Source organism: Kribbella sp. NPDC051137 (genome assembly GCF_040682535.1).
Lineage (GTDB): Bacteria > Actinomycetota > Actinomycetes > Propionibacteriales > Kribbellaceae > Kribbella > Kribbella karoonensis.
The window spans coordinates 837,487-859,684 of record NZ_JBFBBI010000001.1; the positions used below are offsets into that span (position 1 = coordinate 837,487).

Here is a 22,198-nt window from a genome sequence, read left to right on the forward strand (position 1 = left end):
CCCCGCCGTCTGATGCCGGGGACGGTAGCGGGCAGGTCCTACTGTGAGGAGGCCTCGAAGGTCACGGTAAGGTCACGAGCTCCGGGAGTGTTGTCTCGATCGGCGTATGCAGCACGGTGGTCGCGTGCTCGTCGTACGGCGTCGGCTGCGCGTTCAGGATGACCAGGGGCTTGCCGGAGTTCAGTGCGAGGTCGCACAGCCCCGCGGCCGGGTAGACCTGCAGGGAGGTGCCAACCGCCAGGAAGAGGTCCGCTGCCTCGGTTGCGGCAACGGCTCGATCCAGCACGGCCCTGTCGAGCGACTGGCCGAAAGAGACCGTCGCGGACTTCAGGATGCCGCCGCACACCTCACACGCCGGATCCTCCTCCCCGGACTCGAGCCGGGGGAGTACGTCGGCCATCGGGACCCGGCGCTCGCACTGGAGGCAGTCGACGTACCAGACCGTCCCGTGGAGCTCGTGGACCAGTTCCGGTGAGGACCCCGCCTTCTGGTGCAGCCCGTCGACGTTCTGGGTGATCAGCCCGGCCAGCCGGCCCTGGCGTTCCAGCTCGACCAAGGCCACGTGGCCCGGGTTCGGCTCGACCCTCCAGGCCGGTACGGCGAGCCTGTGCTTCCAGGTCGCCACCCGCACCTCCCGGCTGGCGACGTACTCCTCGATGTCGAACATCGCCTCGGCGGCCGGGTTCTTCGTCCACACGCCCTCAGGCCCGCGGAAGTCGGGGATCCCGGAGGCTGTCGAGATCCCGGCGCCGGTCAGTACGGCGATGCGGTCGGCGTCCCTGAGAGTGTCGGTCACACCCTCGACGGTATCCACTCGGTCGCCAGGACGGACATCACGATCTCGTCGACCCACTCGCCGTCCCAGAGCAACGCCTCGCGCAGTACGCCCTCTGGCTTGAAGCCTGCCTTCTCGTAGGCGCGCTGGGCGCGCGGGTTGAACGCGAAAACGTGCAGGCTGATCCGGTGCAGCCCCAGCTCCTCGATGCCGTAGCCGACGATCAGCCGGGTCGCCTCGGTGCCAAGACCGCGGTTCTGGCCGGCAGGCCCGATCAGGATGCGGAAGCTGCAGGACTGGTTGTCCGGGTCCCACAGGTTCAGTACGGCCTCGCCGACGGCCACCCCGGACGCCTTGTCGATGATCGTGAGGTCCAGCCGGTCTGTTTGGTCCTTACGGGTCCGCATCCACTGGCGGGCCCGCTCCTCGGTGATCTCACCGTGGCTTCCGGTGAAGCGGATCACGTCCGGGTCTTCCATGGCGGCGGACAGCGCGTCGTAGTCGCCCTCGTCCATCGGTCGCAGGACCACCAGGTCGCCGGTCAGCGTCGGCTTGTACGCGAAGTCGGTCACGTCGCGCAGTGTGTCAGCTGACCCGCCGCACGACGTACTGGTTTTGGGCGGCTGACACCAGCTCCTGGGAGCGCATCCGGCACCAAGCAGGGATGTCCGTTGCCGCGGCCGGGTCGTCGGCCAAGACGGTGACGGTGTCGCCTACGGCAACGGTCGGCAATATCTTGGCCAGCCTGATCACGGGGAGTGGGCAGAGCAGGCCGGTGCAGTCCAGGTCCACGTTCACATCCCCACCTCCGCCCGAATGCGCTGCACTATGCCCGGCAGCACCGCGCAGAAGCGCAGTACGTCGTCATGCGTCGTGTCACGCGCCAGGGAGAGCCGGACGTTGCCGTGGGTCAGCACGCCCATGGCCGCGAGTACGTGCGACGGCCACAGCGTGCTCGACGTACAGGCGGAGCCACTGGAGACAGCGAAGCCTTCCGCGTCCAGGGCGGTCACCAGAGCTTCACCGTCTACGTAGAGACACGAGAACGTGAGTACGTGCGGTAACCGGTCCACCGGGTCACCTACTACCTCCACGTCCGGTACGTCGGCTGCCACGCGTTGCCGTACTTCGTCCACCCACGACCTGTGCTGCTCGTTCAGTTCCGTGACCTCGGCCAGCCTGGCTTGTAACGCTGCCGCCGCGGCCAGCGCGTTCGGTACGTTCGGAAAGCCAGGGGAGAGGCCGTCCTCCCGCTCGTCCATCGGCCACGCCGGCGCGATCCGCGTGCCCTTCCGCACCGCCAGCAGCCCGACACCGGCCGGCCCGCCCCACTTGTGCGCACTTGCCGCCAGCAGCGACCACCCGCTCGGCACGGCGTCGTGCCCGATCGAAGCGGACGCGTCAACGAACAGCGGCACGTCGCCGCACGCGTCTGCCGCGGCCTCGACGGGTTGACGTGTCCCCACCTCGTGATTCGCCGACTGCAGCGCGGCCACGGCTACACCAGGCCGCCGTACCGCCGCTGTGAATGCGTCCAGGTCGACCCGGCCCAGCCGGTCCACCCCGACCTCGACGGCGTCCGCACCGGCTGTGTGCAGTACGGCGGAGTGCTCGACGGCGCTGTGCACCACCGACGTACCTGCCCGTCGTCTGGCCGCCCGTACGGAGGCCAGCCCGTCCCGGATCGCCGCCGTACCGGAGGTGGTCAGGTAGAGCTCGTCCGGCCGGACACCGACCGCGTCCGCGAGCACCGCGCGGGCGTTGTCCAGCAGCAGTCTCGCGGTCCGGCCCTCGTGGTGCAGCCGCACCGGATCGGCCCATCCGGAATCAACTGCCGACAGCAACATCTCGCGCGCGGCGGGGTGCATCGGCTCGGCCGACGCGGCGTCCAGATACGTACGCTCGCTCACGCGGGAAACGCTAAGCCCTACCTCTCCGCAGGATCGGGGAAGGGGTCCAGTAGTGTTTGGTCGTCAGTCTCACTTGGGAAGGGAAAGGCGCCCCGTGGGTTCGAACGGCACGCCCGGAGTGGAGGAGCGACCGGCAGGTTCTGCCGGCGCCACACGTCCGGCGAAGCGACGCCTGCTGGTCGGTGCGGCAGTGGTGCTCGGCACCACGCTGCTGACCGGTTGTTCGTCGGCGACCACTGAGCAGTGGAAGCGACTCGGTCTGCCCGAGGGCGCATCGGACCGGACCGAGGCGATCCGCAGCCTCTGGATCGGTGCCTGGACCGCCGCTCTGATCGTCGGCGTGATGGTCTGGGGCCTGATCCTCTGGGTCAGCGTGCGGTACCGCAAGCGCAACGAAGACGCTCCCCGGCAGGTGCGGTACAACCTGCCGCTCGAAGTCCTGTACACCCTGGCGCCGTTCGCGATCATCGGGGTGCTCTTCTTCTACACCGTCGAGCACGGCAACACGGTGACGAGGATGGACGCCAATCCGCAGCACACCGTGAACGTGGTGGGCCAGCAGTGGCAGTGGACCTTCAACTACAAGGACACCGTCGACGGGCAGCAGGGCGTCTGGGAGACCGGCACGCTCGACAAGCCCGCGACGCTGTGGCTGCCGGTGAACGAGTCGGTCCACTTCGACCTGACCTCGGCGGACGTCATCCACTCTTTCTGGGTACCGTCGTTCTACTTCAAGCTCGACGTGATCCCGGGCCGGACCAACAAGTTCGAGCTGACCCCGACCAAGACCGGCACCTTCGCCGGTAAGTGCGCCGAGCTCTGCGGGCTCTACCACAGCCGCATGGTTTTCAGCGTCAAGGTGGTCAGCCGCGCGGAGTACGACCAGCACCTGAAGGACCTGGCCGCCAAGGGCCAGACCGGAGCAGCCACCGGTGGCGCCGACGCCACCACCATTCCCGGTTCAGGGGAGGGCGAGAAGTGACCGAGTTCGCCGAGCGCACCGGCGCCATCGGTAGCACCACCGCGCTGCCCCGGCGGCGCACCAAGGGCCAGATGCTGGTCAAGTACCTGACCACGACCGACCACAAGCTGATCGGGCACATGTACCTGGTCACGTCGTTCGCGTTCTTCCTGGTCGGCGGCGTGATGGCGCTGCTGATCCGGGCCGAGCTGGCCAAGCCCGGCCTGCAGATCGTGAACGAAGAGGTCTACAACCAGCTGTTCACGATGCACGGCACGATCATGCTGCTGCTCTTCGCGACGCCGCTGTTCGTCGGCTTCGCGAACGAGATCATGCCGCTGCAGATCGGTGCCCCGGACGTCGCGTTCCCGCGGCTGAACATGTTCAGCTACTGGCTGTTCCTGTTCGGCGGCCTGATCACGATCAGCGGCTTCTTCACCCCGGGCGGCGCGGCCGACTTCGGCTGGTTCGCCTACGCGCCGCTGTCCAACGCGGTCCGCTCGCCGGGTGTCGGCGGCGACCTGTGGATCATGGGTCTGTGGATGGCCGGTCTGGGCACGATCCTGGGTGCGGTCAACTTCATCACCACGATCATCACCATGCGGGCACCGGGTATGACGATGTTCCGGATGCCGATCTTCACCTGGAACATCCTGGTGACGTCGATCCTGGTGCTGATCGCCTTCCCGATCCTGGCGGCGGCGCTGCTGGTCCTGGAGGCGGATCGAACACTCGGGGCCCATGTCTTCGACGCGGCCAACGGCGGGCCAATACTCTGGCAACACCTGTTCTGGTTCTTCGGGCATCCCGAGGTGTATATCATCGCGCTGCCGTTCTTCGGCATCGTCACCGAGATCCTGCCGGTCTTCAGCCGCAAGCCGGTCTTCGGCTACATCGGCCTGGTCAGCGCGACGCTCGGTATCGCGGTGCTCTCGGTGGCGGTGTGGGCGCACCACATGTTCGTCACCGGCGCGGTGAACCTGCCGTTCTTCTCGTTCATGACGTTCCTGATCGCGGTCCCGACCGGGGTGAAGTTCTTCAACTGGATCGGCACGATCTGGGGCGGCTCGGTGTCGTTCGACACGCCGATGCTCTGGTCGGTCGGCTTCCTGACGACCTTCCTCTTCGGCGGTCTGACCGGTGTCATCCTGGCCTCGCCGGCGCTGGACTACCAGCTGTCCGACTCGTACTTCGTGGTCGCGCACTTCCACTACGTCGTCTTCGGCACCGTGGTGTTCGCGATGTTCGCCGGGTTCTACTACTGGTGGCCGAAGTTCACCGGCCGGATGCTCGACGAGAAGCTCGGCAAGCTGCACTTCTGGCTGCTGTTCATCGGCTTCCACACGACGTTCCTGGTGCAGCACTGGCTGGGTGTCGAGGGCATGCCGCGGCGGTACGCCGACTACAGCCCGAACGAGGGCTTCACCACGCTGAACGAGGTGTCCAGCGTCGGGGCCTTCATCCTGGGCGCGTCGATGCTGCCGTTCTTCTACAACGTCTACAAGTCGCGCAAGAAGGTGCCGGTCGGCGTCGACGACCCGTGGGGCTGGGGCCGTTCGCTCGAATGGGCGACCAGCTGCCCGCCGCCGCGGCACAACTTCACGACGCTGCCGCGGATCCGTTCGGAGTCGCCCGCGTTCGACCTGCACCACGCCGAGCTGGCCCTGGCCGACCGGCCGGTGAACCCGGCCCGGTCGGACAACCTGCTCGACGGCGATGATCAGAAGCCGATCGCGGAGGCCGGCAGGCCCGGGACCGAGGGGAAGGACGAGGCGTGAAGGTCGAAGCCTGGGTCTTCGGGATCCTGAGTGTGTTCTTGGTGATCGTCACGCCGATCTACTGGCTGATGTCGGAGGACCCCACCGGGACCACCGCGCTGGTGATGACGTTCTTCCTGTCGCTGCTGGTGGCGTTCTACCTGAGCGTGACGGCGCGCCGGATGGACGCCCGCCCGGAGGACCGCAAGGAGGCGGAGGTCGTCGACGGAGCCGGCGAGCTCGGGTTCTTCCCGCCGCACTCCTGGTGGCCGCTGTGGTGCGCGCTGACCCTGTCCGTGGTCGTGCTCGGCATCGTGTTCGGTTGGTGGCTGTTCATCGCCGGTGTCGGTATCGGCATCATCACGCTGAGCGGTTTCATCTTCGAGTACTACCGCGGGGACCACGCTCACTAGTTGAGAGTCGTACGAAAAACGCCGTCCGGGAACGAACCGGGCGGCGTCTTCGTGCGTCTTAAGAGTGTTGTTGGTACGGAGGGTTGTGGTCCGTACCGGTTCGGTGCGTGCGATGCAGGGAAATGTCGCCGCGGCAGGTTACCCTTACCGCGGTTTGACTAAACAGGGGAGAGCTGGGGAATGGTGAGCGGTTCGGTGAGGAAGCGCGGCCTTGCTGTGGCGGGAATCTGCGTCCTGCTGATGATCGGCACGGCGTGCAGCGACACGAAGGCCGACGGCAACGGCAACGGCGGGCAGTCGACGCCGAGTGCCTCCACGTCGCAGAGCAGTACGCCGGGCGCCTCGAGCACGCCCGGTGCCTCGAGCACTCCGACGGAGAGCAACGCGGCCAGTATCGCCGTCGTGCCCGCCAAGGGTGCCACCTCGGTGCAGCCGGACAAGCCGGTCACGGTCACCAGCACCGGCGGCAAGCTCACCGCCGTCACCGTCAAGGACGACGACGACAACACGATCGCCGGCAGCTTCAACGCCGACAAGACCCAGTGGACGTCGACCGACCTGCTCAAGCCGGGCACGTCGTACACCGTGAGCGGCTCGGCGGAGGGCAGCGACGGCGGCAGTGTGCCGGTCAGCTCGACGTTCAAGACGCTGAAGGCGTCCAGGAGCCTGAAGGCCTCGATCGCGCCGCTGAACACCTCCACCGTCGGCGTGGCGTACCCGGTGCAGATCTACTGGAACAACCCGGTCAAGAACCGCGCCGCGGTCGAGAAGCGGCTCTCGGTCAAGACCTCGGTCCCGGTCGACGGCAGCTGGCACTGGGTGAACAGCAAGCAGGTCAACTACCGGCCGAAGAACTACTGGCCTACCGGCACGAAGGTGACGGTGAACGTCGACACCCAGGGCGTGAACGCCGGGAACAACACCTGGGGCACGAGCAGCCGGTCGATCAAGTTCACGATCGGCAAGTCCGTGGTCAGTCACGTCGACGTGAAGAAGCACGTGATGACCGTCACGATCAACGGCAAGCTGGCTCGCACGATCCCGATCACCGCCGGCAAGGACGGGTTCACCACCCGCAGCGGCGTGAAGGTGATCATGGAGAAGTTCACGACCAAGCGGATGGACGCGGCGACCGTCGGCATCAAGCCCGGCGACCCGAACTACTACAACATCCCGGACGTGAAGTGGGCGCAGCGCGTCACCAGCTCGGGTGAGTTCATCCACGGCGCGCCGTGGTCCGTCGGCAGCCAGGGCAGTGTCAACGTCAGCCACGGCTGTGTCGGCATGAGCCTCAAGGACGCCCAGTGGTACTTCGGCCAGACCCTGATCGGCGACCCGGTGACCGTGACCGGCACCAGCCGCACCATGGAGCCCGGCAACGGCTGGACCGACTGGAACACCACCTGGGCCGCCTACAAGGCCGGCTCGGCCCTGTCCTGACCCTCTGAACTACAAGCCCCCTTCCTGCCTGCCGGCGGGAAGGGGGCTTTTCAGTTGAAGTACTTCTGCAGCTCGGGGACGACCTCGTCCGCGTGCAGTGACGGGAGCGAGTGGTGGGTCGCGGTGTCGAGCGGTACGACGATCGCGCCGGGGCTGAGCGTGGTGATGCGCTGGGTCAGCCGGGCGGCGTCCTGGCTCCTGCTACGCGTGGCGACGAACACCAGGGGAGCGACCGCACCCAGCTGGTCGTCCGTGGGGCGTTTGGTGCGGACGAACGGTGTCGACGGCTGCTCGGCGGCGAGACCGGCCAGTTCCAGGACTTGAGGATCCAGCGGGAGCCCCTGGGTCTCCCAGCGCAAGAACGCGGCGCTGCGGGCCCGTGAGGGCCGTACGAGAGCGGGTAGCGCTCGGAGGACGTACGGGATGCGCAGCCCGAGGTAGCAGTCGGTGGGGTCGAGCAGTGCGAGACGGTCGACCCGGTACGGCTGGGCGATCGCGTAGGTGAGTGCGATCCAGGAGCCGTACGAGTGCCCGCACAGCGCGGCGCGCTCGATCCCGAGTCCGTCGAGCACGTTGGTCAGCCAGCTGTGCAGGTCGTCGGGCGTGCGCGGTCTCCGGCCGGTGTTGGCGCTGCGGCCGGCGTCGACGATCAGGTCGACGGCGTACACCCGATGGTCCTTCGCGAGCTCCGGTGCGACGGTGAACCACACCGGCGAGGTCGCTCCGTGGCCCGGCAGCAGTACGACGGGCGGGCCGTCCGCGGGACCGCACGCGTTCACGTGCGTCGTACCGAACTCGTCGGTCAGCTCGATCTGCTCGACCGGGACGTTCCAGCGGGCGAGGAGTGCGTCGTACGCGGCCTGGAAGCTCATGCTGCCGAGAATAGCTCACTGAGTGAGGTAAATTGCGGGCATGCGTGAAGGAGTGATGCCGGCGGACCCCGAGCGGGCCGCTGCGCTGGAGGTGGTGCACCGCCTGCGCGAGGTCGCGCTCAAGCTGGAGCTGGCGATCGGGGAGTTCGCTCGGACGACGGGACTGCACGGGACCGACGTACGGGCGCTGGTCCGCCTCCTGGACGCCGAACGCGCCGGAGTGGACGCAACACCGGGTTGGCTCGCCCAGCAGCTGGGAATGACCTCTCAGGCGACAACCGCGGTCATCCACCGCCTGGAGGCCGCCGGCCACGTAGAACGCCTCAGAAGCCGCTCAGACGGCCGCAGCACCCACCTGCAGGTCTCCGACAGCGCCGTAGAACTCGGCTGGCACTTCTTCGGCCCCCTCCTCAACCGAATGACAGCTGAGACAGCCCAGCTGAGTCCAACTGAGCAGGAGACGCTGAAGCGCTGGCTGACCGCGATGAGCGAGGCCATCGGCTGAGCCACGCAAAAGGCCCCGGGCGAGTGCCCGGGGCCTTTTGGGTGGTGCTTCAGACGTCAGGAGTGGTCGCTGGTGACCTCGCGGTAGGTCTCCGTGTCCTCCGTCAGTTCGTGGATCTCGTCGGCGTCGTGAGCGTGCTCGTGCGCCTCCGCGATCTCCTGGGCGGTCGGCTTCTGGACCGCGTCGGCGAAGTAGAACCGGGACAGGGCGGCGCGGGCCTTGTTCAGGGCCCGGCGCGGGGCGCGAACGCCGTTGTCGTCGGTCTCGGGGCCGATCTCGTGAGGCACGAGGCGATCCCGTGCGGTGAGCGAGTAGGCCTCGTACGTCGAGATCGGCTGGTGCTTCTCGGTGTACTTGCCGTCGGCGTCGCGCATGATGACGCCGGTTTCCAGGCCGTGCAGCAGCCGTTCGTGGTCGGCGCGCTGCAGGGAGATCGCCCAGCGGCGGGCGATCCAGAAGCCCAGGATCGGGCCGAGGATCACGGCGAACCGCAGGAACCAGGTCACGCTGTTCAGCGAGATGTGGAAGTGGGTGGCGATCAGGTCGTTACCACCGCCGATCCACAGCATCGCGTAGAACGTGATGAACGCGACGCCGATACCGGTCCGGGTCGGCACGTCTCGCGGCCGGTCCAGCAGGTGGTGCTCACGCTTGTCCCCGGTAATCCAGCCTTCGATGAAGGGGTAGAGCGCGACCAGGGTGACGAAGGCTGGTGGCACGATCAGTGCGGGGATGATCAGGTTCCAGCTGAGGGTGATGCCCCAGAAGTGGGACTCGAATCCGGGGAAGATACGCACCGAGCCTTCGAGCCAGCCCATGTACCAGTCCGGCTGGGAGCCGGCGGTCACCGCGGCGGGGTCGTACGGTCCGTACAGCCAGACCGGGTTGATCTGCATCAGTGCGCCCATCAGCGCGGTGACACCGAAGACCACGAAGAAGAAGCCGCCGGCCTTGGCCGTGTACACCGGGAACAGCGGGTACCCGACCACGTTCTTCTGCGTCCGGCCGGGACCGGCGTACTGGGTGTGTTTGTGGTACACGACCAGGAACAGGTGCGCCGTGACCAGGGCGAGGATGATGCCCGGGATCAGCAGCACGTGCACGATGAAGAACCGGGAGACGAAGTCGCCGCCGGGGAACTCACCGCCGAAGATGAAGAAGTTCATGTACGTGCCGACCACCGGCGACGCCTGGATCATGCCGTTCGTGATCCGCAGACCGGTACCGGACAGCAGGTCGTCCGGGAGGCCGTAGCCGATGAAGCCCTCGATGATGCCGAGGAACAGCATCCCGAAGCCGATCAGCCAGTTCAGCTCACGCGGCTTGCGGAACGCGCCGGTGAAGAACATCCGGAGCAGGTGCACCATCATCGCGGCGATGAACAGCACGGCCGCCCAGTGGTGGATCTGCCGGATCAGCAGGCCGCCGCGGATGTCGAAGCTGAGGTTCAGCGTGGAGGCGTACGCTTCCGACATGTGCACGCCCTTGAGCAGGCTGTACGAGCCGTTGTACGTGACCTCGGCCATCGACGGCTTGAACCAGAAGGTCAGGAACGTGCCGGTCAGCAGCAGGATGATGAAGCTGTAGAGCGCGATCTCGCCCAGCATGAAGGACCAGTGGTCCGGGAAGACCTTCCGCAGGTTCTTCTTCCCGATCTTCGCGATGCCGAGGCGATCGTCGAACCATTTGACCGGTCCGGGGAACTCTGTGCTTGTTGACACTGTTGTCACCCTCGTTCGAAGAAGCTCGGGCCGACCGGCTCGGTGAAGCCGCTCTGCGCTACCAGGTAGCCCTCACTGTCCAACGCCAACGGTAGCTGAGGCAGTGGCCGGGCCGCAGGGCCGAAGACGACCTTCGCCCCGTCGGACAGGTCGAAGGTCGACTGGTGGCAGGGGCAGAGCACGTGGTGCGTGGTCTGCTCGTACAGCGAGATCGGGCAGCCGACGTGGGTGCAGATCTTCGAGTAGCAGAGGATCCCGTCGATGCCCCAGTTCTCCCGCCCCGGCCTGGTGCGGATCTCGCTGGGCTTGATCCGGACCATGATCACCGCGGCCTTCGCCCGGGCGTTCTGGTAGGCGACCGGGTCCTCCTCCTGCATCGGAGCCAGGTTGGCCGGCGCGCCGTTGACCAGCTGGCCGACGACCAGGTCGGACGGCTTGATCGGGCGGTTCGTGACGTCGTTGACGACCCGGATGCCCTTCGCCCAGATCGTGTTGTACAGCGCCCGGCCGGGCAGCGGGCCGAGGTCGCGGAGCAGCACGATGGCCGGCAGGCCGAGGACGCCGAGGGCGCCGATCAGCGAGTTCCGGATCATCTTGCGGCGGCCGAAGCCGGACTCCGCGGCGCCCTGCTTGAACGCCTCGGTGATCTCGGCGATCTGCTCCGGCGACGAGTGCGCGGCGTGCCGGTCCTCGGCGATCTCCTCGTCGACCATCAGCTTCTTGGCCCACTGGATCGCGCCCGCCCCGATCAGGAACAGCGCGAGGCCGATGCACAGGCCGATGACCATGTTGTTCGCGTTGCCGGACAGCGGGCCGAACTCGAGGATCGAGTCCCGCGGGATCGCGAAGTACGCCACGCAGGCGCCCAGCACCAGCAGCGTCGCGATGCCGAACATCGCCGACACCTGACGCTCGACGCGGTCGGCGGCCTTCGGGTCGATGTCGGTGATCCGCGGCTCGTGCGGCTCCATGCCGGGGTCCGGGATCGGCTCCGCAACCTCGAGGGCGGACCCGTGGTGCTCCTCTTCCGCCTTGACCGGAAGCTTCTTCTCGTCGCTCACTTGGCCTTCGCTCCCTTGGCCTTGACGCCCTTGGCGCCGATCCAGACCGCTACGCCGACCAGCAGGCCGATCCCGACGAACCAGCCCCACAGGCCCTCGGAGACCGGGCCGAGCCGGCCGAGGCCGAAGCCGCCCGGGTCCTTCTGGTTCTGCAGTGCCTTCAGGTAGGCGATGATGTCCTGCTTGTCCTGCGGCTGCATGACCTGGTCGGAGAAGACCGGCATCTGCTGCGGGCCGGTCAGCATGGCTTCGTAGATGTGCTTCTCACTGACGCCCATCAGCGACGGCGCGTACTTGCCGTTCGGCAGTGCGCCGCCGCGGCCGGCGAAGTTGTGGCACGCGGTGCAGTTGGTGCGGAACAGCTCGCCGCCCCGGGTCACCTGCTCGTCGGTGGCCTTGCTCACGTCGTACGAGTCCGCGGACGGCACCGCCGGGCCGGGGGCCAGCGAGGCGACGTACGCGGCCAGAGCCTCGATCTCGGCCTGCGAGTAGACCGGCGTCTTGCGCGGGATCTGCGCGCCCGGCTGCATGGCGGGCATCCGGCCGGTGCCGACCTGGAAGTCGACGGCGGCCGCGCCGACGCCGATCAGCGAGGGCGCGGTGAACTTGCCCCCACCGTTCGTACCGCCCTCGGCGTTGAGACCGTGGCAGCTGGCGCAGCCGACCGCGAAGAGCTTCTTGCCCTCCTCGATCTGCTGCGACTGGGCCGAGTTGTCCGCCTCCGCGTTGCCAGGGGCGAAGGCGGCGTACGCCGAACCCACTGCCAGGAGGCCGAACAGGAGCACGACGAGGCCGGCGGACCGGTGCCGTCGTCGCGCGGAGAGAAAGCGCGCCGGTGACAAGGGATTTCTCTTCTCACTCATTTGAGCAGGTAGATGGTCGCGAACAGGGCGATCCAGACCACGTCGACGAAGTGCCAGTAGTACGACACGACGATCGCCGAGACGGCCTGTTCGTGGGTGAACTTACGAGCCATGTACGTCCTGGCCAGGACGAACATGAAGGCGATGAGGCCGCCGGTCACGTGCAGGGCGTGGAATCCGGTCGCCAGGTAGAACACCGATCCGTACGCGTTGGACGAGATCGTCAGGCCCTCCTGCACCAGCCCGGTGTACTCCGTCACCTGACCGGCGACGAACACCGCGCCCATGAGGTAGGTGAGGATGAACCACTCACGCATGCCCCAGGTGCGGACGCTCAGCAGCGAGCCGGTGCGGCCGACCCGGCCGTGCTCGGCCGCGAAGACGCCGAACTGGCAGGTGAACGACGAGAGCACCAGGATCGTCGTGTTCACCGCGGCGAACGGGACGTCCAGGTGCTCGGTCATCAGCTTCCAGAGCGTGTCCGTTCCGGGAGCGGCGGCGGCGGTCGTCACCGACCGGATGGTGAAGTACGCCGCGAACAGGGCGGCGAAGAACATCAGTTCGCTCGAGAGCCAGACGATCGTGCCGACACTGACCATGCTGGGACGGTCGGCATGACCGTGTTCACGAGACGCTGGGAGCGCGGTTGCAGTGGCCACGCGGTCATTATGTCGGTCCTTGCGTTCAGCGCTACGACCACCCCCGTGCATGTCGCCGACAGGCTGTTCCTACTGTGGATGCGTGCTTCCCCTTCACGCCGCCCCGGGCGACCAGATCGAGCCTCTGACGGCGGTCCGGTTGCTGACGGCATGGACCTTCGAACCGGTGTTACTCGGCGTGATCGTGGTGCTCGGAGCCCTCTATCTGTACGGCGTCCACAAGCTCCGGGCACGCGGCGACAAGTGGTCCCGTGGCCGGACGTTCGCGTTCGTCGGGGTCGGTCTGGGGAGCGCCGTGATCGCCACCCAGTCCGCGCTCGGGACGTACGACACCGTGCTGATCAGCGTGCACATGGTCCAGCACATGATCCTGTCGATGCTGACGCCGCTCGCGCTGGCGCTCGGCGCCCCGGTCACGCTGGCGCTCCGGACGCTCCCGCAACAGCCGCGGAAGTGGTTGCTCTCCGTGTTGCACTCGCGGTTCGCGAAGGTGGTCTGCTTCCCGCTGATCGGGTTCACGCTGTTCGTCCTGAGCCCCTGGGCGCTGTACTTCAGCGGCTGGTACGACGCGACGCTCCGCTCGACGGTCCTGCACGACCTGCTGCACCTGCACTTCATCCTGGTCGGATCACTGTTCTTCTGGCCGCTGCTCGGGCTGGACCCGGTGCCCGGGCGGGTGATCTACCCGTTCCGGTTGCTGATGACGTTCCTCACGTTGCCGTTCCACGCGTTCCTGGGGATCACGATCATGTCGGCGGACAAGCTGATCGCCGAGGACTGGTACACCAGCTTCGAGCGATCCTGGCCGCCGTCGCCGTTGCACGACCAGTACATCGCGGGCGGGCTGTTGTGGGGCTCGGGCGACATCGTCGGCGTGGTCTTCTTCGCCGTACTTTTCGTCCAGTGGGTGCGCGATTCGCAGCGTGAGGCGCGCCGCGAGGACCGGCGTCTGGACCGCTTGGAGGAACAGGCTCGCAGGGCCGCACAGGTGCCCCGGTAGCATTCGGGTGTCCAGTCTTCGTCAGAACACAGCTTGGGATGGATCGATGAGTTCAGAGCGTCCGCTGAGGGTCCTGGTCTACAGCGACGACCGTACGACGCGGGAGTCCGTCCGGCTGGCCCTCGGCAAGCGGCCGACGGCCGATCTGCCCGAGCTCGAGTACGTCGAGTGCGCGACCGAGCCGGCCGTCATCAAGACCATGGACAAGGGCAAGATCGACCTCGCCATCCTGGACGGCGAAGCCGTTCCGGCCGGTGGCCTGGGGATCGCCCGGCAGTTGAAGGACGAGATCTTCCAGTGCCCGCCGGTGCTGGTCATCACCGGCCGCCCGCAGGACGCGTGGCTGGCGACCTGGTCGCGGGCCGAGGGCGCGGTGTCGCACCCGATCGACCCGATCAAGCTCGCCGAGGTCGTCGCGGACCTGCTCCGGCAGCGTGTGGCAGCGCTGCCCGCCATCACTTCCTGACCCGATGGGTGCCTACACCTGGTCCCAGGTCATCGGTCCGCTGCTGCGGCACGAGGACCTGGAGGCCGCCGCCACCGCGTGGGCGATGGAACAGATCCTGTCCGGGGCCGCGACGCCGGCCCAGCTCGCCGGGTTCGTGATCGCGCTGCGGTCCAAGGGCGAGACCGTGACCGAGGTCGAGGGGCTCGTGCAGACGATGCGCGAGTTCGCCACCCGGATCACCGTCCCCGGCCGGACGCTCGACGTGGTCGGGACCGGCGGTGACCAGGCCCACACCGTGAACATCAGCACGATGTCGGCGATCGTCGCCGCCGGCGCCGGTGCGAAGGTCGTGAAGCACGGCAACCGGGCGGCCTCGTCCGCGTGCGGCGCCGCCGATGTCCTCGAGGAGCTCGGAATTCCGCTCGACCTCAGCGGTCCGCAGGTGGCCGAGGTGGGGGAGCGGGCCGGGATCACGTTCTGCTTCGCGGCCGCGTTCCACCCGGCGCTGCGGAACGCCGCCGTACCGCGTCGCGAGCTCGGCGTACCGACGACGTTCAACCTGCTCGGCCCGCTGGCCAACCCGGGCGACCCGTCGGCGCAGGCCGTCGGGGTCGCCGACGGGCGGGTCGCCGGGCTGATGGCGGGGGTGCTCGCGCGCCGCGGGATCGACGCGCTCGTGTTCCACGGCGACGACGGCCTCGACGAGCTGACCACGCGGACGACGTCCCAGGTGTGGAGCGTCGGCGGTGGTGAGGTCGCCGGCCCGGTCACGCTGGATCCGCAGGAGCTCGGCATCGAGCCGGTGTCCACGGACGCGTTGAAGGGCGCGGACGCGACGTACAACGCGAAGGTCGTACGGGCGCTGGTCGAGGGCGAGCCGGGGCCGGTGCGGGACGTCGTACTGCTGAACGCCGGTGCGGCGCTGGCGGCGTACACGCCGGAGGCAGGCACCGTGACCGAGCGGATCCGGACCGGGATGGACCGGGCCGCGGAGGCGCTCGACTCCGGGGCCGCGAAGGACGTGCTGGACCGGTGGATCGCCGCTTGCGCCGAGGTTCGCTGAGCTTTCGACAGGGGCCGGCCGGGTGTCCGGCCGGCCCCTCTCGCGTTACTTGTTGATCTTGATCTGGGCGACCTTGTAGCGCCAGACGTTCTGCCACGCCGGGGTGGAGCCGGCGATGTCTGCGATCGACACGTCCGCCGTACCGTCGCCGCGGTCGACCACCGCGATCATCACGGTCGAGTAGGTCTCGGCCAGCTTCGGCACCTTCACGACCACCTTCGCGACGATCTCGTGGCCCGGGTGGCCGCTGACCGAGATCGCCTTGTGCTGGGTGCCCTTCATGATCTGCGCGTTCTTGTACAGATTGGAGATCGCGCGGGCGCCGATCTGGATCCCGGCCTCCTTCAGACCCGCCGGGGTGTTCTTGTACGGGATGTCCGGCGGGAGCTGCCCGAACGCCGTGTAGTTGCCCCAGGTGGCGCCCTTGCCGTCGTAGTTCTTGTGCACGGTCAGCCAGGTCGCGGCGCCGCCGGACAGACCGGTCGTCTCGACGTAGTTGCCCCAGGCCGAACTCATGATCGGCATCGTGTCGGTGTTCGCGGCGACGATCTCGGTGCCGATCACCTTGCCGGTCGGCGCCTCCGTCTTGGTCGGCTTGGCCGACGGTTTGACGGTCTCGAGCGGTTTGCCCGTGGACGGGATGGCGACCGGGGTGAGGGCGTCGGCCTTGTTCCAGATCCAGCCTGCGCTCAGCCCGGTGGCCGCGAGCGCGGCAACGACCAGCACGGCGGCACCGATCACTCTCGCCCGGCCGTTGCCGCCTGCCGAACCACCACTCAACCAGCCACCGCTACCTGCCGCGGACCGGCCGTCGTGGCCTCCGACTGCAACTGGCCCGCGCGCGGGGTCGGTGTGCCCACCCGCACGGTGGCTGCCGGCTGCCGGCTGCGCATATGGCCCGGCAGCTCGAGAGATAGCCTCACCCATCGCACCAGCCGGCTGACCAAACTGCCCGCCGTGCGGACCACCCTGCGGCATCGCGTGCGGGCCGGGCTGCTGCCCGCCTTGTGGGCCGGGTTGGTGCGCGCCTTGCGGGCCAGGGTGGTGCGTGCCTTGCGGGCCAGGGTGTTGCGCGCCCTGCGGGCCGGGCTGCTGCCCGCCTGGCCGGCCAGGCTGTTGCGCGCCGTGTGGACCACTGTGCTGCCCGCCGGGCTGCGGTCCCATCGGTTGCGCCTGCCAGCCGGTCGGCCGCTGCCCGGGCTGCTGGCCGAACTGCTGTGGTGCCTGCTGAGCAGCCCACGCCTGCCCGCTCTGCGGGTACCCGGGCTGGTTAGGTGGGGTCGGTTGTTGCTGTTGACCGGGGTACTGCGGTCCTGCCGGTGGAGCCGCGTGCTGAGCACGCGGCTGCTGGGCCGTTGGCTGCTGCCGCGCCGGCTGGCCGGTGGGTGGCTGGCCGCCAGAGTGCCCTGGTCGCTGTTGCTGGCTCCATGCCTGCTGGCCAGGTGCCTGTGCTCCGGCCTGCTGCCTGCCGTCCGACCACTGCGAACCACCCGCCTGCGAACCGCCCGCCTGCGAACCGCCCGCCTGCTGGCCGCCTGCCTGCGAACCGCCCGCCTGCGAACTACCCGTCTGCTGACCAGCAGAGTGATGGCCAGGCGATCCGCCTGGCTGGTGTGCGCCCGGTTGCTGGCTGCTGGGCTGCTGGTTGCCTGGAGCAGGCTGTTGCGGTCGCGGGACCTGGGTGCCCGGCTGTTGGCCGGACCACGGAGGTGGGGCCGCGTGTTGGGGGCGGGCCTGTGGTGGTGGGGGCGGCGCGGGGGCGGGGGACTGGCCGAAGAGGGCGTCCGAGGAGGGAGCTTCGCTGGGGGCCGGCTGGTTGGAGCGGGGAGCCGGAGCCGGCGGGGCTACCGGCGTACCGGCCAGGGGGTCGCCTGCCGTGGAGCGTGCCTCACTGCCCGCAGTACCGGGGTAAGGCTCGTAGCCTTCCTCGACAGGCGGGTTCTGGTCGTTGTTGTCAGCCAACTTGAATTCCCTTAAAGGCCTCGTCTGCGGCCGTTTTCAGATCCGGGCGGTTGTTCGGGATCTCGCTGATGTACGCGACCGCCGTACCGTCGCCGAGGTCGAAGACGGCCACCGTCAGCGTCAGCACACGGTCGGTCACCTTGGCGGCGGTCGTGGTCACGGTCTGCTGGACGAACCAGCCGGACTTGCCGGTCCGCTTCACGGCGCCGTTCGCGAGCGGCTTGAACGTCACCGGGATGTTGCCGTACATGCCACCGCCGTGCAGCTGCGCCGACAGCGACAGCGCGGTCGCCTTCGGGTCGCCGGTGAACCCGGACCCGGTACCGAGCCCGCCGACGAAGATGTCCGCGGACCAGTCGTCCGAGCCGACGGCGCTCTCGGTCAGCACGATGCGCTGGCCGTTCGAGTGCTGCAGTTGCTGCACCAGCCGGATCCGGTCCGACCACGGCGGCTTCCGGCGCGGGAACGAGATCGCGGTCGACGCGATCCGGTTGGCGCCTTCGTGCAGCTTCGGGTTCTTGGACTGGCCGGGCGTCGTTCCACCTGTCGGTCCGGGCGAGGCGCTCTGTGTCGGCGTACCGGTCGGCTCGGGGTTCGCCGTCTTGTCGTCGTGGTTGGTGATCAGGACGATCGCGGCGACGATCAGCATGACCAGCGCGATGCCGCCGCCGACCATCAACGGCAGCTTCCCACCGAACGGACCGCCGCCACCCGGGCTCTTGGACTTCTTGGTCTTGCCCTTGTCACGTTTGCCGACGCTGGAGCTCAGGTCGGCCTTGCCGCCCCAGGCTTCGTTCCCGTCCTCACCCCAGGCTTGCTGGGCCGTCTGCTGGGTGCCTGTGCCTTGTTGGGCGCCCCACTGCTGCTGGTTGTTGGACCAGTTGTTGTTGGGTTGCTGGACGGCGTGCTGCTGGGCTTGCTGGCCCCAGGGGCCTGATTCCTGTACGCCGTGCTGGTCGCCGACGCCCCAGCCGTTGTCGGGCGGCGCGTCCGTACCAGCTGAACCCTGCTGGGAGCCCCAGAGCTGTTGGGACTGCTGCTGCTCGCCGTTGGGCTGCTGAGCGTTCCAGCTCTGGTCCTGCTGAGGCTGCTGATTCCAGTTCTGGTTACCCGCCTGCGGATCACCCCAGCCATGGTTGCCGGCCTGCTGGTCGCCCGTGCCTTGGTTGCCGGCTTGCGGGTCACCCCAGCCATGGTCGCCGACCTGCTGGTCGTCCCAGCCCTGGTTGGCTGGTTGTTGGTGGCCTGAGCCTTGGTTGGCGGGCTGTTGGTTGGCCCAGCCTTGGTTCTGGTTCGGGGACTGCTGGTCGGTTTGGTTCTGGTTCTGGTCGCCCCAGAGTTGGATGGGATGGTCTGGGGTCGAGTCGGTCGACTCGGGAACGGTCCAGAGTGGGCCGGCCTTCTCTGGCGTCGTCAGGTCGTCCTCGTCACTGGCTTCGACACCCCACGCGGGTACGTCGCTCGTCGCGTCGTCGGACTGGTCCTCGCCGCCCGGGCTGCCCCAGTCGGGCTGGAGCGCCGTCGCCTCGGAGTCCTCAGCCGCCAACCGAGCCGCTTCCTCCTCCGCCACCTGCCCAGCAGCCTGCTCAGACCCCTGTGCTTCGGTCTGGCTGTCCGCCTGTGGTCCGGTCTGCCTAGCCGTCTGTGCAGCGGTCTGTCCAGTTGCCTGAACCGTGGACTCGCCGTCCGCGTGCACCGCGGACTGGCCGGCCGCCGGGACGTCGGCCTGCCCGGCCGCCTGCGCGTCGGGCTGCCCGGCTGCCTGCGCCGCCGTCTTGTCAGCTACAGGTGCGTCAGCCGCTGGACCGGCAGCGGCCGGGGTGCCGCTCGCACCTGCGGTCGTCGGCGGGGCAGTCGCGCTACCAATCGTTGTCGGTGTACTGGCCGCGGCGCCAGCCGCCGTCGTACCGCCCGCGGAGCCAATCGCCGTCGTACCGGCCCCGCTACCCGTCGCCGTCGTACCAGTTGCTGTCGTGCTGGCTGTGGGGGCTGTTGTCGGGGTGCCTGTTGTTGGGGCTGGTGTCGGCGGCTCTGTGGTTGTGGGCGTGTCTGCGGGGTGTGGGGCGAGTCTGAGGGTGGGGGTGGTGGGTTGTGTCGGCGCCGGCTCGTCGGTGGCGGCCAAGGCGGCCTCGGCGGCTTGGACTTCGGCGATGTCGCGTTGGGTCCAGTGTTCGGCGGGGGCGGGGGCGAGTTCGGGGGCGCCCCAGGTGGCGCGGGCGCGTTCGGCGGGGGTGGGGCCGTTGTCCGTGGGTACGGCGGGGCGCTGGGCGCCGGCGGGTTGCGCGGTCTCCTGCGGCTGGGCGTACTCGTCGGGGGACACGGCGCGCAGGCGCGGGCCGTCGTTCGTGGGGGCGGTGTTGGTGGGCTGTGGGGTCGCCCAGAGTTGTGGAGTCGCGGTCGGTTGCCACCAGCCGCCGTCGGTCGTGGCGTCCTGAGGGTTGGTTGCCTCGGAGGGGGTGATCGACCGGAGGCCGGACGTACGTGTTCCTGAGGCGTCGGCTGGTTGTCCGGCGTCTGGTGAGCCCGTGTCGTCTGTCTGCACGGCAGAAGGTTGTGCGTCGGCCGGCGGCTGGTGCTGCTGATCTGGTGCCGGCTGGTCGTAGGACGTGAACTGGTCAGCGCCCCAGGGCTGCTGGTCTGCGGACCAGGGCTGCTGGGGGGTTTGGTCGTGAACCGGGAACTGCTGGCCGGACCACGGCTGTTGCTGGGTCTGCTCGACGTCGGGTGCCGACTGGTCGCCCGACCACGGCTGGATCTGAGTCTGCTCGGCGTTGGGGTCGGGCTGTTCGTACGACGTGAATTGGTCTGCGCCCCAGGGCTGCTGGTCTGCGGACCAGGCCGGTTGGTTGGACGTGTCGGACCATTGGTCGTTGGGCGGGTGTTGCTGCTGGCCCGGCCACGGCTGGATCTGGGGCTGCTCGGTGCTCGGGTCCGGCTGGGTGAACTGGTCTGCGCCCCACGATTGTTGGTCAGCGGACCAGGCCGGCTGGTCGGGTGTGTTCGTGGGGTGCTGTTGTTCGTGGCCCGGCCACGGCTGGACCTGGGGCTGCTCGGTGCTCGGGTCCGGTTGGGTGAACTGGTTTGCGCCCCACGGCTGTTGGTCAGCGGACCAGGCTGGCTGGTCGGGTGTGTTGGTGGGGTGCTGTTGTTCGTGGCTCGACCACGGCTGGACCTGGGGCTGCTCGGTGCTCGGGTCCGGTTGGGTGAACTGGTCGGCGCCCCAGGGCTGTTGGTTCGCGGACCAGGCCGACTGGTCGGGTGTGTTCGACCACTGGTCGTTGGTGGGGTGCTGCTCCTGGGCGGATTGTTCGTACGACGTGAACTGGTCCGGCGTTGCCGTGGGCTCGGCGGCGGGTGTGGTGGAGGACTCCGCCTCGACCTCGGCGGAGAGGCGGTCGGCCTGGTCCTCGTGGTCGGTGCGGTTGGTCCACTTCTCGCCGTTCCAGAAGCGGATGGTCTTCGGTTGGCCGGTGGGGTCCGGGTACCAGCCCGCGGGTGGGTTGCTCATCCGCGTCCTCGCTGCACCGTCGGCGCGCACGCGCGGACCTGCTCGGCGAACTGACCCCAGACGTTCATGTGCTCACCGTAACTTCAGCTCGTGTCAGTCGGACCGGGACGGACCAGTCCTCAGACACCGTCCTCGCCCAGGCTGAAGGCTGCTTCCAGGTCGTGGCTGGAGTACGCGCGGAACGCGATGTGCGTCTCGGTGCTGAGCACGCCGGCGACCCGGTTCACGTGCTCGGGAATCACGGTGGCCAGGTCGTCGTGGTGCGCGACCCGGACGAGCGCGATCAGGTCGAGCCCGCCGGTCACGGAGTACACCTCGCTGACGCCGTCGATGGCGGCCACCGCCTCGGCGACCTCCGGGATCCGTGCGACGTCGGCCTTGATGAACACGATCGCGGTGACCATGCCGTCCTCTCCTCTGTGACCTCTGATACCTCTCACACCTCGACCCGCTGAAGCATAGTGCGATCGAGGCCCCGCAATGCCCGCGCCGTCGGTTCGTCCGCGGGCAGGAAGGCCTCCATCCGCAACTCCGACACGGTGACGTCGATCGCAGTGCCGAACCTGGTCAGCGTGGTGATCAACCGCAACTCCTCACTCGCTGTCCGTAGTCGCAACGGTACGGCGAACCCGAGGTGGTCCGGCCCCGGCTCCGGACGTGGCGGGAGCAGCGCGACGAGCTCCGCGATCAGCTCGTCGGCCGCCAGGTCGGGCACCAGCGCGGCTTCCCGGGTGAGCCCGTCGACGACGTGCCACGACCACTCGGCGAGGTTCACGATCCGCGGCGCCAGGCCGTCCGGGTGCAGGAACAGGCGTGGGACCGACACCGGCGCTTCCAGCAGGTACGGCGCGACGCCGGCGGTCAGCGCATCGAACGAGTGGTTCGCGAGCACCACGTCGCCGCGCCGATCCACGACGACGGCCGGGCTGGGCCGGTGCCCGTCGAGGATCCCGGTCAGCGCCGCACGGATCGCGTCCAGGCTCGGGGCGTCGTACGGCGTCTCGTCGTACGCCGGGGCGTGTCCGGCGGCCATGAGCAACTGGTTGCGCTCCCGCAACGGCACCTGCAGGGACTCGGCCAGCCGGATGACCATCTCGCGGCCGGGCACCGACCGGCCGCTCTCGATGAAGCTGACGTGCCGCTGCGTGGTGCCTGCGCGAACGGCCAGCTCCAACTGACTGACGCGTCGCCGCGTCCGCCACGCCCGCAGTCCCGCGGCCACCTCGGAAGTCATGCGCAAGTTCTAACGCACGCCACCGACAGTCCATACCGAGCAGGGA

General features: G+C 68.5%; 21 protein-coding genes. 8 read left to right on the forward strand and 13 right to left on the reverse strand.

What is annotated here, in order from left to right; all coding sequences use genetic code 11:
• Positions 1-61: 61 nt before the first annotated feature.
• The 4 genes from AB0M51_RS03975 to AB0M51_RS03990 are packed head-to-tail and all read right to left on the reverse strand — an operon-like array spanning position 62 to position 2,685.
• Entirely contained in the window at positions 62-796 is a 735-nt protein-coding gene (locus AB0M51_RS03975; protein WP_344201350.1) for a Sir2 family NAD-dependent protein deacetylase, read from the reverse strand.
• Complete coding sequence (locus AB0M51_RS03980) at positions 793-1,347, reverse strand: GNAT family protein (RefSeq protein ID WP_344201348.1); 555 nt, start codon at positions 1,345-1,347, stop codon at positions 793-795. Before AB0M51_RS03980 ends, AB0M51_RS03975 begins: the two co-directional genes overlap by 4 nt.
• Before the next feature lie 13 nt (positions 1,348-1,360).
• Positions 1,361-1,573: a sulfurtransferase TusA family protein gene (locus tag AB0M51_RS03985; protein ID WP_344201345.1), complete on the reverse strand. Its 213-nt coding sequence runs from the start codon at positions 1,571-1,573 to the stop codon at positions 1,361-1,363.
• Positions 1,570-2,685: an aminotransferase class V-fold PLP-dependent enzyme gene (locus AB0M51_RS03990; RefSeq protein ID WP_344201342.1), complete on the reverse strand. Its 1,116-nt coding sequence runs from the start codon at positions 2,683-2,685 to the stop codon at positions 1,570-1,572. The genes AB0M51_RS03985 and AB0M51_RS03990 overlap by 4 nt, the downstream gene beginning before the upstream one ends.
• A gap of 94 nt (positions 2,686-2,779) precedes the next feature.
• Between AB0M51_RS03990 and coxB the strand changes: the two genes are divergently transcribed.
• From coxB to AB0M51_RS04010, 4 genes are all read left to right on the forward strand, one after another.
• The gene (gene coxB, locus AB0M51_RS03995) at positions 2,780-3,667 is read left to right on the forward strand and encodes a cytochrome c oxidase subunit II (protein ID WP_344201339.1); all 888 of its coding nucleotides are present in this window, start codon (positions 2,780-2,782) and stop codon (positions 3,665-3,667) included.
• Positions 3,668-3,738: 71 nt separating this feature from the next.
• Positions 3,739-5,424 (forward strand): cytochrome c oxidase subunit I, encoded by a 1,686-nt coding sequence (gene ctaD, locus AB0M51_RS04000; RefSeq protein WP_344201710.1) that lies wholly within the window; start codon positions 3,739-3,741, stop codon positions 5,422-5,424.
• Positions 5,421-5,816 (forward strand): cytochrome c oxidase subunit 4, encoded by a 396-nt coding sequence (locus tag AB0M51_RS04005; RefSeq protein ID WP_344201337.1) that lies wholly within the window; start codon positions 5,421-5,423, stop codon positions 5,814-5,816. The genes ctaD and AB0M51_RS04005 overlap by 4 nt, the downstream gene beginning before the upstream one ends.
• 195 nt (positions 5,817-6,011) lie before the next feature.
• Positions 6,012-7,256 carry an Ig-like domain-containing protein gene (locus AB0M51_RS04010; protein WP_344201334.1) on the forward strand — a complete coding sequence of 415 codons (1,245 nt, stop codon included), beginning with the start codon at positions 6,012-6,014 and terminating at the stop codon, positions 7,254-7,256.
• A gap of 50 nt (positions 7,257-7,306) precedes the next feature.
• Here AB0M51_RS04010 and AB0M51_RS04015 read toward each other — a convergent pair whose 3' ends face one another.
• Positions 7,307-8,128: an alpha/beta fold hydrolase gene (locus tag AB0M51_RS04015; protein ID WP_344201332.1), complete on the reverse strand. Its 822-nt coding sequence runs from the start codon at positions 8,126-8,128 to the stop codon at positions 7,307-7,309.
• 40 nt (positions 8,129-8,168) lie between these two features.
• On the opposite strand from AB0M51_RS04015, the gene AB0M51_RS04020 reads away from it, so the two are divergent.
• Positions 8,169-8,633: a MarR family transcriptional regulator gene (locus AB0M51_RS04020; protein WP_344201329.1), complete on the forward strand. Its 465-nt coding sequence runs from the start codon at positions 8,169-8,171 to the stop codon at positions 8,631-8,633.
• A gap of 56 nt (positions 8,634-8,689) precedes the next feature.
• Here AB0M51_RS04020 and AB0M51_RS04025 read toward each other — a convergent pair whose 3' ends face one another.
• The 4 genes from AB0M51_RS04025 to AB0M51_RS04040 are packed head-to-tail and all read right to left on the reverse strand — an operon-like array spanning position 8,690 to position 12,877.
• On the reverse strand, positions 8,690-10,363 hold the full coding sequence (locus AB0M51_RS04025; RefSeq protein ID WP_344201326.1) for a cytochrome bc complex cytochrome b subunit: 1,674 nt from the start codon (positions 10,361-10,363) through the stop codon (positions 8,690-8,692).
• Positions 10,360-11,415 carry a Rieske 2Fe-2S domain-containing protein gene (locus AB0M51_RS04030; protein WP_363748011.1) on the reverse strand — a complete coding sequence of 352 codons (1,056 nt, stop codon included), beginning with the start codon at positions 11,413-11,415 and terminating at the stop codon, positions 10,360-10,362. The genes AB0M51_RS04025 and AB0M51_RS04030 overlap by 4 nt, the downstream gene beginning before the upstream one ends.
• Positions 11,412-12,278 (reverse strand): cytochrome c, encoded by an 867-nt coding sequence (locus tag AB0M51_RS04035; protein ID WP_344201321.1) that lies wholly within the window; start codon positions 12,276-12,278, stop codon positions 11,412-11,414. Before AB0M51_RS04035 ends, AB0M51_RS04030 begins: the two co-directional genes overlap by 4 nt.
• Positions 12,275-12,877 carry a heme-copper oxidase subunit III gene (locus AB0M51_RS04040; protein WP_344201318.1) on the reverse strand — a complete coding sequence of 201 codons (603 nt, stop codon included), beginning with the start codon at positions 12,875-12,877 and terminating at the stop codon, positions 12,275-12,277. Before AB0M51_RS04040 ends, AB0M51_RS04035 begins: the two co-directional genes overlap by 4 nt.
• A gap of 142 nt (positions 12,878-13,019) precedes the next feature.
• On the opposite strand from AB0M51_RS04040, the gene AB0M51_RS04045 reads away from it, so the two are divergent.
• From AB0M51_RS04045 to trpD, 3 genes are read left to right on the forward strand one after another with little or no spacing between them, the layout of a single operon-like run.
• Positions 13,020-13,937: a cytochrome c oxidase assembly protein gene (locus AB0M51_RS04045; RefSeq protein ID WP_344201315.1), complete on the forward strand. Its 918-nt coding sequence runs from the start codon at positions 13,020-13,022 to the stop codon at positions 13,935-13,937.
• A gap of 46 nt (positions 13,938-13,983) precedes the next feature.
• Positions 13,984-14,403 (forward strand): hypothetical protein, encoded by a 420-nt coding sequence (locus AB0M51_RS04050; RefSeq protein WP_344201313.1) that lies wholly within the window; start codon positions 13,984-13,986, stop codon positions 14,401-14,403.
• A gap of 4 nt (positions 14,404-14,407) precedes the next feature.
• Positions 14,408-15,448 (forward strand): anthranilate phosphoribosyltransferase, encoded by a 1,041-nt coding sequence (gene trpD / locus AB0M51_RS04055; RefSeq protein WP_344201311.1) that lies wholly within the window; start codon positions 14,408-14,410, stop codon positions 15,446-15,448.
• A 45-nt stretch (positions 15,449-15,493) separates the two neighbouring features.
• Here the strand turns inward: trpD and AB0M51_RS04060 are convergent, their stop codons facing one another.
• The 4 genes from AB0M51_RS04060 to AB0M51_RS04075 form a co-directional block, all read right to left on the reverse strand.
• A complete protein-coding gene (locus AB0M51_RS04060) occupies positions 15,494-16,228 on the reverse strand; it encodes a hypothetical protein (protein ID WP_344201309.1) in 735 nt (244 codons plus the stop codon).
• 1,174 nt (positions 16,229-17,402) lie between these two features.
• Positions 17,403-20,918, reverse strand: coding sequence for a hypothetical protein (locus AB0M51_RS04065; protein ID WP_344201307.1), 3,516 nt, complete (start codon positions 20,916-20,918; stop codon positions 17,403-17,405).
• Between the two features lie 119 nt (positions 20,919-21,037).
• Positions 21,038-21,322 (reverse strand): Lrp/AsnC ligand binding domain-containing protein, encoded by a 285-nt coding sequence (locus AB0M51_RS04070; RefSeq protein ID WP_344201305.1) that lies wholly within the window; start codon positions 21,320-21,322, stop codon positions 21,038-21,040.
• 32 nt (positions 21,323-21,354) lie between these two features.
• The gene (locus AB0M51_RS04075) at positions 21,355-22,152 is read right to left on the reverse strand and encodes a helix-turn-helix domain-containing protein (protein WP_344201303.1); all 798 of its coding nucleotides are present in this window, start codon (positions 22,150-22,152) and stop codon (positions 21,355-21,357) included.
• Positions 22,153-22,198: the final 46 nt, after the last annotated feature.